Source organism: Indibacter alkaliphilus LW1 (assembly GCF_000295935.2).
In the GTDB taxonomy this organism is placed as follows: domain Bacteria; phylum Bacteroidota; class Bacteroidia; order Cytophagales; family Cyclobacteriaceae; genus Indibacter; species Indibacter alkaliphilus.
Genome location: NZ_ALWO02000038.1, coordinates 71,511 through 88,348, shown reverse-complemented (window position 1 = coordinate 88,348; position 16,838 = coordinate 71,511). Strand labels below are relative to the sequence as shown.

The 16,838-nt window shown below is 38.8% G+C and carries 12 protein-coding genes; 7 read left to right on the top strand and 5 right to left on the bottom strand.

The genetic code is table 11. The features are described 5' to 3' along the window. The coding region (locus A33Q_RS15075; protein WP_016255349.1) for an AAA-type ATPase lid domain-containing protein at positions 1-528 on the top strand (528 nt) is incomplete at its 5' end. Here A33Q_RS15075 and A33Q_RS15070 read toward each other — a convergent pair. Further along, positions 529-3,051 (bottom strand): hybrid sensor histidine kinase/response regulator, encoded by a 2,523-nt coding sequence (locus tag A33Q_RS15070; protein WP_009035261.1) that lies wholly within the window; start codon positions 3,049-3,051, stop codon positions 529-531. A gap of 333 nt (positions 3,052-3,384) precedes the next feature. Continuing rightward, positions 3,385-3,873, bottom strand: a complete 489-nt coding sequence (locus tag A33Q_RS15065) for a hypothetical protein (RefSeq protein WP_009035262.1) — start codon at positions 3,871-3,873, stop codon at positions 3,385-3,387. Between the two features lie 266 nt (positions 3,874-4,139). Between A33Q_RS15065 and A33Q_RS15060 the strand changes: the two genes are divergently transcribed. Next, complete coding sequence (locus A33Q_RS15060; protein WP_200862469.1) at positions 4,140-5,453, top strand: mechanosensitive ion channel family protein; 1,314 nt, start codon at positions 4,140-4,142, stop codon at positions 5,451-5,453. Between the two features lie 98 nt (positions 5,454-5,551). Here the strand turns inward: A33Q_RS15060 and A33Q_RS15055 are convergent, their stop codons facing one another. After that, complete coding sequence (locus A33Q_RS15055) at positions 5,552-7,111, bottom strand: SulP family inorganic anion transporter (RefSeq protein WP_016255348.1); 1,560 nt, start codon at positions 7,109-7,111, stop codon at positions 5,552-5,554. A gap of 212 nt (positions 7,112-7,323) precedes the next feature. Further along, entirely contained in the window at positions 7,324-8,364 is a 1,041-nt protein-coding gene (locus A33Q_RS15050) for a phosphomannomutase (RefSeq protein WP_009035265.1), read from the bottom strand. A 547-nt stretch (positions 8,365-8,911) separates the two neighbouring features. Between A33Q_RS15050 and glgX the strand changes: the two genes are divergently transcribed. Next, a complete protein-coding gene (glgX, locus tag A33Q_RS15040; protein WP_009035267.1) occupies positions 8,912-11,014 on the top strand; it encodes a glycogen debranching protein GlgX in 2,103 nt (700 codons plus the stop codon). 4 nt (positions 11,015-11,018) lie between these two features. On the opposite strand, the gene A33Q_RS15035 is transcribed toward glgX, so the two are convergent. After that, positions 11,019-12,164 carry a methionine aminotransferase gene (locus tag A33Q_RS15035; RefSeq protein WP_016255346.1) on the bottom strand — a complete coding sequence of 382 codons (1,146 nt, stop codon included), beginning with the start codon at positions 12,162-12,164 and terminating at the stop codon, positions 11,019-11,021. Between the two features lie 212 nt (positions 12,165-12,376). On the opposite strand from A33Q_RS15035, the gene rocF reads away from it, so the two are divergent. The 4 genes from rocF (at position 12,377) to A33Q_RS15015 (ending at position 16,820) form a co-directional block, all read left to right on the top strand. Then, the gene (rocF, locus tag A33Q_RS15030) at positions 12,377-13,327 is read left to right on the top strand and encodes an arginase (RefSeq protein ID WP_009035269.1); all 951 of its coding nucleotides are present in this window, start codon (positions 12,377-12,379) and stop codon (positions 13,325-13,327) included. A 33-nt stretch (positions 13,328-13,360) separates the two neighbouring features. Further along, the gene (gene argS / locus A33Q_RS15025; protein WP_009035270.1) at positions 13,361-15,151 is read left to right on the top strand and encodes an arginine--tRNA ligase; all 1,791 of its coding nucleotides are present in this window, start codon (positions 13,361-13,363) and stop codon (positions 15,149-15,151) included. A 92-nt stretch (positions 15,152-15,243) separates the two neighbouring features. Continuing rightward, positions 15,244-15,828 (top strand): glutathione peroxidase, encoded by a 585-nt coding sequence (locus A33Q_RS15020; RefSeq protein ID WP_009035271.1) that lies wholly within the window; start codon positions 15,244-15,246, stop codon positions 15,826-15,828. A gap of 80 nt (positions 15,829-15,908) precedes the next feature. After that, positions 15,909-16,820: a 1,4-dihydroxy-2-naphthoate polyprenyltransferase gene (locus tag A33Q_RS15015; RefSeq protein WP_009035272.1), complete on the top strand. Its 912-nt coding sequence runs from the start codon at positions 15,909-15,911 to the stop codon at positions 16,818-16,820. The last annotated feature ends 18 nt before the right edge of the window (positions 16,821-16,838 follow it).

Below are 16,838 nucleotides of genomic sequence, written 5' to 3'. Positions count from 1 at the left end.
ATGGTCAGACCGAAATATCCAACAAATGAAAAACTCAAATCAGGTGACCCCAATTCCACTTTCCGTGAAGACCTTTACCATAGGTTAAATGAATTTTCCCTACATATATTACCATTGAGAGAACGGCAGGAAGACCTTAGAACATTCGCCAATTCATTTATTGATTCCAGCAATCAGAGACTACACAAAAATATCAAAGGTATTTCCGAGGAAGTTTGGGGAATTTTTCACAAATATTACTGGCCAGGCAATTTGAGAGAACTCAAGAATATCATCAGAAGGGCTGTTTTACTTTGTAAAGAAGAAATCATTACTCCGGACCAATTACCTTTCGAACTTAAGTCTGAACTAAAAGAGGGAAACCTAGACTCTGGAAAGACCTATAGAAACCTTATGGAGGATAAGGAAAAGGAAAACATCATCAATGCACTTAAGTCTTGCAACCAAAATAAAAGTCAGGCAGCAAGGATACTGGGAATTGACAGAAAAACATTGTACAATAAGTTGGATAAATACGGAATTGAATGATTATGCCTTTTGCGAAATTTCAAAATCATTTTCGAGAACTTCCATGCTTGCAGTAATTTCAATGATAAGGTCTTCAACAGATGACTTTATACCTTCAGTTTTTCCATTCTTAAGCTTTACTTCAATATCTTTTGCCTTATCTCCTACAGTTAGCTTAATTTGTCTAAGTCTGCTTGAAAGTTGATGTGTTATTTCCCGCATGACTTTGAAATCATTGCTTGATAGGGCTTCTGAAAGCTTTGTTAAATCTGACCTGGTTGTCTGTACTATGTCAACAATTACCTCTTGAAGCATTTCTTCATCACCCATACAGAATTTTTTCAGATCCTCTAGATCATAAGCAATCGCATTATGCTTTTCTTCCTGATAGTCAAGTGAGATTTTACTGGATTCGATTATTGATAAGTTCAAGATTTCGCCTATTTTCTGAACAAACTGATATTCTTTAAAAGGCTTAAGGATCAAACCATTAAAACCTGAATCCTTAAGTTTATTTTTCTCATCCGCAAAAACATTTGCAGTGACCGCTACAGCTTGAAGTTGAGTATATTTCTGGTGGCCTCTCAACATTTTCAAAACATCAATCCCGCTGACTTCTGGCATTTGTATGTCAAGGATTACCAAATCATACTCATTTTCGTACTTGAATTCATCTTTAAATTGGAGCCCTCCCTGATAGGTTTCCACTTTAGCGCCTTTTGCTTCTAACAACAATCGAATTAATTTGAGCCCGATCTTATCATCATCCACCACAAGAAAACGAAGACCACTGATATCATAATTTTTGAAATCTTCTTCGAGTAGAGCTTTTTTTAAGGGCTCAGTAGTCTCCATAGGTATCAAAATCTCAATGATGGTACCCTTGTCCACTTCGCTTTTTACATTTATTTTCCCTCCATGTAGCTCTACCAAGCGATTTACTATAGTTAGACCAAGACCAGTCCCTCCAAACTGTCTGGTAATAGAAGTATCTCCTTGGTCGAATTCTCTGAATATGTTTTCCTTGACTTTATCAGTCATCCCCATTCCTGTATCCTTTACCCGGATCAAAAGTTCCTGATTATTTGTATAATTGATTTTGACCGACACCCCTCCCTTCCGTGTAAATTTAATAGAGTTGCTGATAAGGTTGTTGAGTATTTGGTTGATTCTTAAAGAGTCTCCCAAAAACCATTTATTTGTAGGAGTTTGAATATCCCATTCAAAATATAGATCCTTCTCCTCTGCTTTGAATGAAAAGAAATTTTTAATCGACATAAAAAGAGCATTGGGATCAAATGGGTTCTTCTCAATTTCAATTTTACCTGCTTCAAGTTTTGAAAAATCTAAAATGTCATTGACAATTCCCAATAGAGTCTCGGATGCGAATCCTATCATTTTGATAAACTCTTCCTGCTGTTTGTTCAATTTTGATTTTTGTATTGCCTGCTGGTAGCCCTGTATAGCATGCAAAGGATTCCTGATCTCATGGCTCATATTGGCCAAAAAGTCCTGCTTCGCTTTGGCCAAATTTTCGGATTGGATCTTGGCTTCTTCCAATTGCCTACGGTAGGTATTTGCTTTTTTGACCTCATTGAGGATGCTGTAGATAAACCCTAATGATCCAACTATTCCCAAGAACACCAAGATGGATAAAATGATAGAAACGGTATATGTAAGGTCATATGCAGATTGGTTTTTTGCCCTGTATTCAACCAAAAGCTCTCTTTGCATACTGGAAATCAAACCCTGTACTTCTGAAAACACTTCCTTGTTTTTATCAATCAGTTTAGTCTCTAGAAAGACAAACTCCTGTTGAAGCTTTTGTTCATCCTGATACATTTCAGCCATAAAAGAGCGTAGCGCTTCTAATGTTGTCTCTGTGTAAGAGGGCTTTGTTTCAGCTGAGTCGAGTTTAAGCTGCTCCTCTTCGTAATCTTTAAAAATCTCTAATAATTCATCTTCATATCTTCTGACGGATTCCTGTCTATCTCCTATAGGCTTTGAGGATTCTTTTCCCAGCCCAGAAATCTCAGATAAAAAGTCTCTTTGCCTTACCCTACCCAAAAACTCCATTTCACTCTGTTCCTGTTGCCTTTTTATACTCCTTTCGATGTTCTTCAAAGCCTCTTCACTAAAAGTACGACTAGTGAGATTATACCGAACCTCTTCCAATCCAGCATACACTACCATCAGCTCAGAGATATTCATACTTATGTTTTCAAAGCTTTCCATCTCAGCTTCATCCTCAGTATTAGATTTAAACCATTCCAGCCGGTTTTTGATCCTTTCAAGGGTTTCTTCCAGCACTGAATCCTTGTCGGAGGTTCTTTCTGTTTTGGAAACATCCAATAAATAAATATCAGCGACCAATCCATTTAGCTGTCTCAGCTTTTCGTTTGGTTCCGATAAGTTTTCAACTGTATCCAATAGATTTCTAATACTGAAAAAAGTGATGACTGACACAGAAATCACCAAAAATGAGGCTAAGACAAATCCCAACACAACTTTACTTCTTAACTGAATTCTTTTACCTCTATTCATAGAATTTGACGATATTTAACTTGTAAAAAATTGAACATCCAAGAACCGATTGTAATTTCTTTGTTCTTTGGATCCAAAATCAATTAAAATCAAACAATTATTATTCCTATTATAAATCAATTAAAAAAACATAAAAGCTTAGTCTCTCAATCTTTAGATTCGCCCATATCTGTAAGTTATTTCTAAGAATATAAAATTAATTGACATAGGCGTTGATTTACCAAACTAAAGAAAATGAAAAATTTGGGAAAAATTCCTCGTTTTTAGTAAAGCCAAATTAATATTCGGGTTCCAAAAAGCAATTAAGCCCTAAGTACCAGATGTACTGTAAGCCTATGCAATCAACTCATTTATCAATAGCCTCTCCTCAATTTTAGTTCGTTTATTGTTTTCAAGAATTCTTTTCAAAATCTTCTTAAACCTGACCTCCTCATTGATAAATAATGTGAGATTATCAAGATAGTTCATGACGGAAGATGCATCCTGCAAGTAATATTTCAAACTGTAGTTGTTTTGGGTTTTATCAAATTCCAAAATCACCCCCTGAGGTTGACCCAAAGCTAAAAATCCATTCAATATGGCCTGAACATCCTGAAAATCATGGTTCAGCTCCATATAAAGCACCCTGAATTTCTTGTTGGTTTCAGGGAAATTCGGAAAATCAAAACCAGCCTGACTCCTAACTTTAAACAAGGAGCCTTCTTGCAAAGCCTGAATCAGATCTTTTGTATTCCCCGTCGGGCTTTTTTCAGATTTTGAGATTTTATGGAAAGCAAAATCCTTTTGAGACTGAATCGAATTAATTTGGGATGCATGGACCATGAATAAGCTAATTTAATGAATTATAAACTTTGATTGAGGATATATTCCTTTACACAATCAACTTCAGATCTCAAAAATAAAACAGGATTTCTTATTTTCCTAATTACCCTATAATTTTTATAGGGTAAATAAATGAAAATTTTTAAATGGAAAAGAACTTCTGTAAGAGGTCAATGAAAAGGTTATAAACTTACTTCTTTTGGCTAGAGGAATAAATAATCCGATATTTGCAGGCTGAAATTGAAAAACATTTACCCACAAAGCAAATGGAAGAGCAAAATCACTATTACCTGATGGACTTATTGGAAGACTGGGTAGAAGCCATGTTGATAGACTCGGGAGTAGCGCACGAAACTGCTATTTATCTTCGGCTTTTGATCCTTTTGACAGGCACCTTGCTGTTTGCCTCCATAGTCTATTTCATTGCCAAAAAGATCGTAATTCACTATATCTACAAAGCCTTCAGAAAGTCCCCTATTTCATGGGATGATGTATTGGCAGATCATCAAGTCTTCAATCATGTTGCCCATTTATTGCCGGCCATTATTATCCGGGAATTGACGCAAAGTATTTTCAAAGATTTTGAGTTTTTGATGCCCTTTGTGATCAAAATGACAGATGCTTACCTGACAATTGTGGGCTTGTTATTAGTAATGGCATTTTTGAAGGTGCTTGAATTTGGCCTTTCTAAGAAGGAGGCTTTCCAGGACAAGCCCTTGACGAGCTATTTTCAGCTGATCAGGATCATCCTCTACATTACCACAGGTATCTTGGTTCTTTCAATTATTTTGGGCAAATCACCCATTTACTTCTTGAGTGCCTTTGGTGCTATGACTGCCATTTTGATGTTGGTATTTAAAGATACCATACTGGGACTTGTTGCGAGTGTGCAGATGTCCTCCAATGACATGGTGCGCGTGGGCGACTGGGTAGAAATGCCCAATTTCAATGCCGATGGTGATGTGATTGCCATGAATCTAAATACTGTGAAAGTCCAGAATTTTGATAAAACCATCACCACAATACCAACTTATTATTTTATAACAAACAGTTTCAGAAACTGGCGTGGAATGGTAGAAAGCGGGGGTAGAAGAATCAAAAGATCCATTTACATCAATAGTCAGACAGTAAAGTTTGTTGATCCTGACAAAAGAGAATCCTATAAGAAAATTCACTTCCTGAAAGACTTTATAGAACAGAGACAAAAAGAAATAGAAAATCATAACAAGGCTCTGGGCCTTGATGAAAATGTACTGATCAATGGAAGAAGGATGACCAATATTGGGGTTTTTAGGTTCTATCTGGATGCCTACCTTAAAAATCACCCAAATATCAGACAGGACATGACCATCATGGTCCGGCAGATGCCTGTAGGAGACGATGGAATCCCAATGGAAATATATTGCTTTACCAACACTACTTCCTGGCTGGAATATGAGGCTATACAGTCCGACATATTTGATCATATTCTGGCCTCTGTGAGGTATTTTGATTTGGAAGTATTCCAAGAACCTACCGGAAATGATTTTGTAAGAGCTGCTAAAAAGTTTAGGGAATTGGAGGTGGAAAACAAAAATTAAAAGAATTTATTCTCTAGTTTCGGTTTTTCAGCAAGCCCTAGGTACAGCTAAAAAAAGCCACTGAAATTTATACTCAGTGGCTTTTTTGAATTTTGGATCTATGCTTTTATGTTCTTTTCATTTTCGACAACTATCTTAAAACTCGGATCATCATCGGTATAATTGACATTGATGATTTTTTCAGCCTTAGAAAGCAGGACTTTACTTGAAGTATTGAGATGTCGGATATAGACTGTCTTCCCTAATTTTTCATATCGCTCCGTAACCTTATGAATGGCATCAATCCCGGAATGATCCACAATCCTGCTTTCTGCAAAATCTATCACAATCTCATCGGGATCACCTGTTGGATCAAATTTTTGTCCAAAAGTCAAAGCAGAAGCAAAAAACAAGGGGCCATATACTTCATAATGTTTTACTCCTTTTTCATCAATACGCTTTCTGGTACGGATCATTTTGGCATTCTGCCAGGCAAATACCAAAGCTGATATGATTACTCCTATCAGTACTGCCAGCGCCAAATTGTGCAAGAAAACAGTCACCAAAGTAACGACAACCATCACCAATACGTCATGGAAAGGTACTTTTCTAAAAACCTTTAAAGAAGCCCACTCAAAAGTTCCTATAGCCACCATAAACATCAAACCAACCAAAGCTGCCATAGGCACCATTTCTATGTAAGTGGAAAGAAAAAGGATAAAAACCAAAAGACCAACAGAGGCCACAATACCGGAGATTCTATTTCTACCGCCCGCGTTGACGTTGATTAAGGATTGACCTATCATCGCACAGCCTCCCATGCCACCGAAGAATCCGGTCGTTAGATTTGCTACACCTTGTGCTACACATTCTTTGTTGCCATGTCCCCGGGTTTCGGTAATTTCATCAATTAGAGTCAATGTAAGTAAACTCTCAATCAAGCCTACCCCTGCCATAATTGCTGAATAAGGAAGGATGATCGTCAATGTCTCCCAGTTCAACGGTACAACAGGCAAATGAAACTCAGGCAGCCCTCCACTGATGGAAGCTAAGTCCCCAACAGTCCTTGTGTCTACCCCACCGAAAATCACAATCAATGAGATTGTCAAAATCGCTACCAAGGCAGATGGAACCGCCGTGGTCAGCTTTGGCAAGAACTTGATAATAACCATGGTCAAAGCCACCAGGCCGAGCATGATGTAAAGTGGGCTACCTGTCATCCATTCTACTGCACCTTCAGCCGTAGTGAATTTGAATTGATCAAATTGGGCCATCGCAATCACTATAGCCAGCCCATTCACAAAGCCGAACATCACAGGATGAGGAACCAATCGGATCAATTTACCAAGCTTTAGTACACCTACCAATACCTGAATTAGACCCATCAAGACTACCGCAGCAAAAAGATATTCCACTCCATGTGTAGCTACCAAAGCCACAACAACTACAGCAATTGCACCTGTAGCTCCCGAAATCATCCCAGGCCTTCCTCCAAGAATCGACGTGATCAAACCAATAATAAATGCTGTATAAAGCCCAATCAAAGGGCTGACTCCCGCAATCAGGGAAAATGCGACTGCTTCAGGCACCAAGGCCAAGGCTACAGTCAGGCCCGACAATACTTCATCTTTCAGATTTGCCTGCGTGGGTTTAAACAGGCGGTAAAACATCTGTGTCATTACTTCTTGTGATTTTTTCTTTTGAATTTCAGGAAAGAAAATTGGCTCTTCTTGGAAGAAATCTATAATTCAAGCTTTTTAGGTAGGGGCTTCTAAGATGAATCCCCATTGTATTATACAAGAAAAAAATAGCCACTGATTTGTCTTAAACCAGCGGCATTATTTGTTTTTGCATTTTTTTAGAGTTCTGTCTCAGTTTATGAGCGATCCTATCAGATCTGCTTGTTCAAAAACGAAACAAGCTTGAAGATTTCTTTATCCAATGCCTTATTGGCTGATTCGAATCGCTCTGGCGTATTGACTGACTCCCTTACTGAGATGTAATATGTCAACTTATCATCGACGGGCACCAAAGTAATACTTACGCCCTCAACTGTTTCGATTTTCAGGATATTTTCTCCTGATATAGGATAATCATAAACCCTATCGGTCAGAATATTCTTTTTGATGCCCTTTTTGAAATCTGTAACTGAACTGACTGAGAATATTTCTTCCAGAAATTTGGGTCTTCTGCTTACTTCTGTCATAAACTTTGAAACCTGTCCTTGATGCGCCTGTATACTCAGATCAATCGTCACAGTCTTTTCTTTGAAAAAGCCATTGTAGAAATAGATATCCAACAAAAAATTATAGATCGTTTTTTCTTTAGTTCTCATCTCTGATTCCAATTTGATAAGCTGAGCAACAATCTCCTCAAAATCAAGATTGGAATGCATGACCTGCTGATCTATATTAAAAGCAACGACAGGACTTGATTCATTTTCAGTCAATACTTTCTGCATTGCTGACTGCAATTCATTAGCGGGAATAACCTGATCTATTGGCTCAATCCTGTGTTTTTTGGCCACATTGTCCAATAAGTCGGAAAGTAAAATTGATTTCAGCAATTTCATATCTTCATACAAACCTGATTGTATCCAGTATTGAAGAAGAATAGCGGCCGTTTGATGGGAATTGAGGACCATAAATGCTCCCCCCACTCCTTTTTGTACTACAATGGATAACCTGCTGGATTCCTGATCAACGGCAATGATCAGATGGAAGCCTTTTTCTTTCGCATAGTCTATCGCAGGTTTTAGGACTGCAAAATTGAATGTCCCGTCAGGGGATCTTTGTTCTAAAGCAAATAGCTCAACATCATCTTTTCCATCAGCCAGTTTTTTCACCAACTTCTCAGATCCAGCATAGGATACGACAAGAATTTTGTTTACTTGATTGTTAATAGGTTCTTGATTTTCAGATTCTTGACTCATATAATTTTTTATATATTCTTTTCTCTATTATTTCAATATTCAATGGAGCTAAGCAAGTTAATGCAACTACTAAAGGGCGAAAAATCATTGCAAGACCTAACTACTAAGAGAAAAATCCATTACAAAATTATACAATATTAAGCTGACAGGAAAGTGACAATACAATTTTCTAACCCTGCCACTGAATATTTATTCTGATTTTAAATAAAAAAAGAATTTCTTTCAGAATTTCAGGGGAAATTTTTTCTAAAAAACCGAAACTTATTCTATTTCTAACTCCTCCCCAATTCAACTTAAAATTGAGGCACTTCCCCAAGAAAAAGCAAATAGAATAAACTGTCAGATTTTCTTTCAAATTGCTGACCTACATTGCTGACCTACTTACGAGAGAGAAAATAAGCGTTTCTTCCATGCAATTTTAAAGACAACACCTCTTTATCTTAACTGCTGATCAACATATAAACTATCCTGAATATCCTGAGTTATCCTCAAAAATAAGCTTATTTGCAGATCGGAAGTATTTCCCAAAAAGCAGGATAAACCAATAATGAATAAAGCATCAAGCCAAAATCTGATTCAACCCTTTCAAATTTTACCCGGACAAAGTTTCCCCATTGGGCCCAGTGTACAAGAAAATGGTGTCAACTTCTGTATTTTTTCCAAAAATGCTACTCTGGTCGAGCTCCTGATTTTTCAGCATGTAAATGATATCTACCCGGAACAGGTAATTACTTTGGATCCTACGATCAACAAAACGTATCATTATTGGCATGTCTTTCTTGAAGGAGCTTATGAAGGTTTGATCTATGCATATAGAATTCATGGACCTCATGAGCCTCAAAACGGCCACAGGTTTGACGCATCCAAAGTAATCTTAGATCCTTATGCAAAAGCTGTTGTTTTCCCTAAGAAATTCTCAAGAAAAGCACTTTCAAAATTGGGAGAAGGAGGACTGCCTTCCTTGAAAAACGTCATCGCAGATCTTTCAGATTACGATTGGGAAGGAGATTCTCATCCACGGACGCCTTTTTCAAGAACCGTGATCTATGAACTTCATGTAGGAGGTTTTACAAAACACTCCTCATCGGGAGTGAGTGAAGACAAAAGGGGTACCTTTTTAGGTCTGGTTGAAAAAATCCCCTACTTACAGGAATTGGGAATCACTGCTGTTGAGCTATTACCCGTCTTTCAGTTTGACAAGCAGGATGCACCGGAAGGGCTTACCAATTATTGGGGGTACAGCCCTATATCGTTTTTCGCTCCACACCAGAGTTATAGTACCAGCCCCAATTCCCTCGCTGTATTGGATGAATTCAGAGACATGGTCAAGGCCTTACATCAAGCCGGTATAGAGGTGATTTTAGATGTGGTTTACAACCATTCGGGAGAAAACAAAGCAGACGGACCTACCTATTCTTTTAGAGGTATAGACAATAGCATCTATTACTTATTGGAAGAAAATGATAATTCCAAATACAAAAACTACTCCGGTACGGGCAATACACTGAATGCCAATCAGTCCATTGTGCGAAGAATGATCCTGTCAAGTCTACATTTTTGGGTCAGAGACATGCACGTAGATGGATTCAGGTTTGATTTGGCATCTATTCTCTCCAGAAATGAAAAAGGAGAGCCTTTGGAAAACCCTCCGATTTTATGGGATATAGAATCAGACCCAATTCTTGCAGGCACCAAGCTCATTGCTGAGGCTTGGGATGCAGCAGGGTTATATCAGGTAGGGAATTTTGTAGGGGATTCCTGGAAAGAATGGAACGGGAGGTTCCGCGATGATATCAGAAGCTTTTTGAGAGGAGACAAGGGGAAAGTCAGCAGTTTTGTAACCAGAATTATCGGAAGTCCTGACCTTTACGCCGCAAACAACAGAGAGGCCGAGCAAAGCATCAACTTTGTTACCTGTCACGACGGATTTACGTTGATGGATCTGGTCTCGTACAATAAAAAACATAACGCTGCCAATAAGGAAGGAAACAGGGACGGCCATAATGATAATCTCAGTTGGAACTTTGGAGTGGAAGGGCCTACGGATGATCCTGAAATCAATAAACTGAGAAAAAGACAGATCAAAAATTTCCTTGCTGTCAATATGTTATCTCTGGGAGCTCCCATGCTACTGATGGGCGATGAAATCTGCCATAGCCAAAACGGCAACAACAATGCTTACTGCCAGGACAATGAACTTACCTGGATAGATTGGAGTCTTAAAGAAAAAAATTCAGACATCTTCCGCTTCCTAAAAATTCTCATCCAGAAAAAACTCCGAAGGGAAAATGCCCAACCTAGTTTCAACATGAGTTTGCCGGATTTTTTATCCCAAGCATTGATCACTTGGCATGGAGTCCGACTGGATAAACCTGACTGGTCTGTCAACTCACATAGCATTGCCATGACCATTACTTCCATCAGCAGGAAGGTAGCCATGCATTATATGGTCAATGCTTACAATAAGGAATTGGATTTTGAACTGCCTCAAATCATTGATGGAAAGAAAGTACAATGGAAAAGATGGCTTGATACCTCTAAAGAGAGTCCGGAAGACATTTGCTACTGGTCTGAGGGAAAGCCTATTTCAAATGAACATTACCTACTTCCTGGACATAGCATAGCTATATTGATTACAAATCTGAAATAATATTTCAAAAAATCCCTTTTTGAAGCATTTCCAGTGCTCTTTCCAACTCCTCATCTTCCTTTGCAAAGCAAAATCTCAGAATTTTATGATCTTTTTTGTCATGATAAAACACAGAAGTTGGAATACTCGCTACACCAATTTCTTTGGTCATTCTTACAGCAAGGTCAAAATCCGGTTCATCTGAAAGGTGACCATAGGATACACATTGGAAAAAGCTCCCCTCAGCAGGCCTAAACTCAAATCCAGTATCCTTCAAACCCTCACAAAACAAGTCCCTTTTTCTTTGATACAGCTGTGGAAGATATAGGTACCTGGATGGATCTTCCATAAAATCTGCTAAAGCATACTGCATGGGGGTCACCGTACTGAATGTCACAAACTGATGAATTTTCCTAAATTCCTCGCTTAATCTTTCAGGGGCTAGACAAAAACCAATTTTCCAGCCCGTAATATGGAATGTCTTGCCAAAAGAACCACAGGAGAATGTCCTTTCTTTCAAAGCAGGGTGTGAAAAAAGAGGCAAGTGTTTTTTACCTTCAAAAACAATGTGCTCATACACTTCATCACTGACTATAAATATATCCTTATCAGCAATTAGTTCTGCCAGGGAATTGAGATCCTCCTGAGTCCATACGTAGCCACAGGGGTTATGTGGCGTATTGACCATGATCAAGCGGGTCTTGGGTGTAATAGCAGCCTTTACTTTTTCCCAATTGACCGAAAAATCGGGGAGATTGAGGGAGACATAGACAGGAACACCTCCGTTCAGCCGGACGGCAGGTTCATAACAATCATACGCCGGCTCCAACAAAATCACCTCGTCCCCTTGCCTGACTACGGCCGTTACAGCAGCAAAAATTGCCTCAGTCGCTCCCGAAACTACAGTAACTTCAGATTCAGCATCAAATTCCACATCGTATACAGACAAAGTTTTGTCAGCTATCCTCTGCTTCAAAGCCGGAACACCACTCATGGGTGCATATTGGTTGTGTCCTGTATTCATATACTTACTCACCAAATCCTGCAAATAGGGATAACAATCAAATCCAGGATATCCTTGCGATAGGTTGATTGCATTGTAATCAGCAGCCATCTTTGACATGGTTGTGAAAATTGTAGTACCTACATGGGGGAGTTTGGAGTCTAGCATGATGGATCAGGTTAACAGGTTGGAATTCCTACTGTAATTAAAGAAGTAGAATCATCAATATCAAACCTCCAGAAATCAATTTTTACAATTATTTTTCAAAAGGCAAAGTATTGTTTCGGGGAATGGATTTCCTTGGTTCTTCCTTGGCGAATGGCTACTTTTGCGCGGATAATTTTAAATTGAGACTTCCATATAGACCCAAATCAATAAACATGAGAGATATAAAATTGGTAGAAGTAAGATCAGAGATAGCTGCCGGCACAAGAGGGGCTAGCTTGGGAATTGATGCTTTAAAAATAGCCAGTTTGGATAAGACATCTGATTTTTTTACAAGGTTCGATCCGATCAATGTCCCTGATGCCAACAACTTCCTTTGGAAAGGAAACAAACACCCCAATGCCAAATATATTGACGGCGTTTATCAGGTCCTGAACAATGTATGCCATACCATAGAAGCACTTCGCATGGACAAAAAATTCCCCATTGTTTTGGCAGGTGATCATTCGACTGCCGCAGGAACCATCATGGGAATCAAGGCTGCCCACCCTGAAAAAAGACTAGGGGTAATCTGGATTGATGCTCACGCAGACATGCATACTCCTTACACGACTCCTTCCGGAAATATGCACGGAATGCCTTTGGCTATGTGTATTCAGACAGATAATCTAGACTGCCAGGTCAATGAACCTATGGAGGAAACACTTCAATACTGGGAGAAAATCAAAAAGATCGGTGGTGATTTCCCCAAAATAAAACCGGAGGATATTGTTTTTATATCAGTCAGAGACACTGAAGAACCCGAGGATTATTTGATAAAAAAACATCATATAAAAAACTTCAAAACCTCGGAGGTAAGAGAAAAGGGAGTAGCAAGCATCGCAAAAGAGTCTTTGGAAATCTTAAAGGAATGCGATCAGATTTACATTTCCTTTGATGTGGATAGCCTGGATTCATCAATTTCTTTGGGAACAGGAACTCCAGTTCCTGATGGACTTACAGTAGAAGAGGCTCTGCAATTGAACGAAGAGCTGATCAAAGATAAACGGGTATGCTGTTGGGAAATCGTAGAAGTGAACCCAACCTTAGACAGTGAAAACCTCATGGCTGAAAACGCATTTGACATTCTTGAAGCCACCACCAAATCACTGGTGGATAATTTCTAATTTTAATGACGCATTCAAATCTATAAATATTCAATGGAACTTCAGGATAAAATATTAAACACCCTAGAAAGGGCATTTGCAGAACTTTTTGACCACCAGGTACAATCCCAGGATTTGGCTTTGCAGCCAACCCGTAAGGAATTTGAGGGTACTTTTACATTTGTGGTATTCCCTTTTCTCAAATTCACAAAACTTAACCCCGAAGCATCTGGGAATAAGCTTGGGGAATACCTTGTCGCTCATTGTGATGAAGTGAAATCATTCAATGTAGTCAAAGGATTTTTGAATCTTTCTGTCAATGAATCTTCCTGGATGAATGTATTCCAGCAATTGTACCTCAATGAAAAACTCGGCCAGCTCCCCTCCAATGGTCAAAAAGTAATGGTTGAATACAGCAGCCCGAATACCAACAAACCATTACACTTGGGCCATTTGCGAAACAACTTTCTTGGATTTGCTGTCTCTCAGATTCTTGAAGCCAATGGCTACGAAGTTATCAAAGCAAATTTGGTCAATGACAGGGGAATCCACATCTGTAAATCCATGGTAGCCTACAAGCATTTTGGAAACGATGAAACACCCGATTCCAGTGGATTAAAAGGGGATCACTTGGCTGGGAAGTATTATGTGATTTTTGACAAAGCATACAAAAAACAGATTGCCGAACTTCAGGCTGAAGGTCAGACAGAGGAAGAAGCGAAGAAAAATGCACCTTTGATCTTAGAAGCTCAGGAAATGCTTCGTCTTTGGGAAGCCGAAGACAAAGATGTGGTTGCCTTGTGGAAGAAAATGAATTCCTGGGTTTATGAAGGATTTGATGTCACCTACAAAAAGATGGGAGTTGACTTCGATAAGTTCTACTATGAATCAGACACTTACCTTTTAGGGAAAAACATAGTCGAGGAAGGCTTGGAAAAAGGGGTCTTTTTCAAAAAAGAAAACGGCTCAGTCTGGGTAGATCTCAGCGAAGAAGGATTGGACGAAAAGCTTGTGCTTAGAGGAGATGGTACTTCTGTTTATATCACCCAAGACATGGGTACAGCAGATTTGAAATACAATGATTTTAAAATCAACAAATCAGTCTATGTGGTTGGCAACGAACAGGATTATCATTTCGATGTGCTGTTTAAAATCATGAGAAAATTGGGCAGGCCTTATGGAGATGGACTTTACCACTTGTCATACGGGATGGTTGACCTACCTACCGGTAAGATGAAATCCCGTGAAGGCACCGTGGTAGATGCTGATGACTTGATCCAAGAAATGATTGACACTGCGGAAAGCCATACCAAAGAACTTGGGAAAATAGATGGTTTTTCCATTGAAGAAGCCAACGCACTATATGAAACCCTAGGTTTGGGTGCGCTGAAATATTTCTTATTGAAAGTAGATCCCAAAAAGCGAATGCTTTTCAACCCTCAGGAATCCATAGAGTTCCAGGGAAATACAGGACCTTTCATCCAATATTCCCATGCCAGAATAGCTTCTATCCTTAGGAAAGCATCTCAAATCGGCGTGGATTACAGTACTTCAGGGTTTGAGGGGTTGGAGCAATTAGATCCTGCCGAGAGAGATCTTATCGTAATGCTCAATGATTTCGAGAAAAAATTAAAATTGGCTGCTGATGAATTTTCACCTGCAGTCATCGCTCAGTATATGTTTGACCTGGCAAAAGAATACAATAGGTTCTATGCAGAATTGCCTATCTTCAATGAAAGTGATCAAAAAGTACAGTCTTTTAGAATTGCACTTTCTTATCTAACAGCAAAAACAATCAAGACAGGCATGAGGTTATTAGGAATAAATGTGCCGGACAGAATGTAAAAACCTGGAAATTTTGCGCTAATAAAATCCCGATTGATTACAGCAAGTTTTACCATATTGATTTGAACCAACACTCAAAACGCCAAAAACAAATGAAAAAAATCCTGATATTCTTGACTTTAATCTCTATCGCTTGTACTTCAAGCGTACAAAGAGATAATGATACTGTCAATTCACCAAACCAAATAACTGAGCTTATGGAACAATCTCTTTATGATTTCAAATTGAATGATATTGATGGCAATGAAATCGACTTTTCCCAATTTAAAGGTCAAAAGCTTTTATTGGTCAATGTTGCTTCAAAATGCGGTTATACCCCACAATATGCAGACCTTCAGGAGCTACATGAAAAACATGGTGATAAAATTACCATCATAGGTTTTCCAGCTAATAATTTTGGAGGACAGGAACCTGGAAGCAATGAGGAGATCAAACAATTCTGTTCGGAAAACTACGGAGTCACTTTCAAAATGATGGACAAAATATCTGTTAAAGGAGCTGATAAACATCCTCTTTACAGATGGCTATCAGACAAGGACATGAATGGCTGGAATGACAAGGAACCAACTTGGAATTTTTGCAAATACCTGATTGACGAAGATGGCAAACTATTGAAGTTTTTTTCTTCATCAGTCAATCCAACTTCTGATGAAATCGTATCCTTGATTTCAGCTTAAACCAAATAGCATTTCCATTAAAGGCCTGTTTTCACTTTTGGAAACAGGTCTTTTTATTAGATTTACAGAAAAATCCGCTCGTGGAAGTAACACTGATCAATAAAAAACAGGCATGGCTACATGCTATCAGACTGAGAACCTTGCCCCTAGCCCTATCAAGCATTTTGATGGGTTCTTTTTTAGCTGCATTTCATCAAAGTTTTAGATGGGACATTTTTGTTTTGGCTGCATTGACCACTGTTTTTCTTCAGGTTTTATCAAATCTTGCCAATGATTATGGAGACAGTGTACATGGAGCAGACAGTCAGGAAAGGCAGGGCCCAATCAGGGCTGTACAATCCGGCATTATCAGTCTAGCGGAAATGAAAAGAGCCATGATCATCTTGGCAGCATTGTCTTTTTTTTCAGGAATTTTATTACTTTATCTAGCCTTGGGCGATTGGAAATTATTCCTTCTTTTCCTAGGGTTTGGACTCTTGGCTATATACGCCGCAATCACCTATACCTCCGGAAGTAACCCTTATGGCTATGTTGGCTTGGGAGATATTTCCGTTTTCATTTTTTTTGGATTGCTTGGTGTGATCGGCACTTACTTTTTACACAGCTTGGACTTTAACTGGTCAGTGATATTGCCTGCTGTTTCCTTGGGAGCATTCAGTACTGCTGTGCTCAACATCAACAATATCCGAGACATCAAATCTGACATCAAGGCAGGAAAAAGATCTATTCCCGTTCGCATAGGAAGGAAAGCAGCGGTCAGCTACAATTGGTTCTTAATTTTGTCAGGAAATATTTTGTTGCCGATTTTTGCAGTGCAAGCAGAACAATGGGGCGTTATGTTAGCTTGGCTGATTTTACCATTTATGCTATTTATTGGGATGAATATACAGCGGAAAACAGAAGCCATGGACTTAGATCCCTTTCTGAAAAAAATGGCCATTTCTACTTTGTTGTGGGTTTTATTGTTTGGGATTGGACTGATTTTGTTATAAGTAAGTCCGAAACTTTTT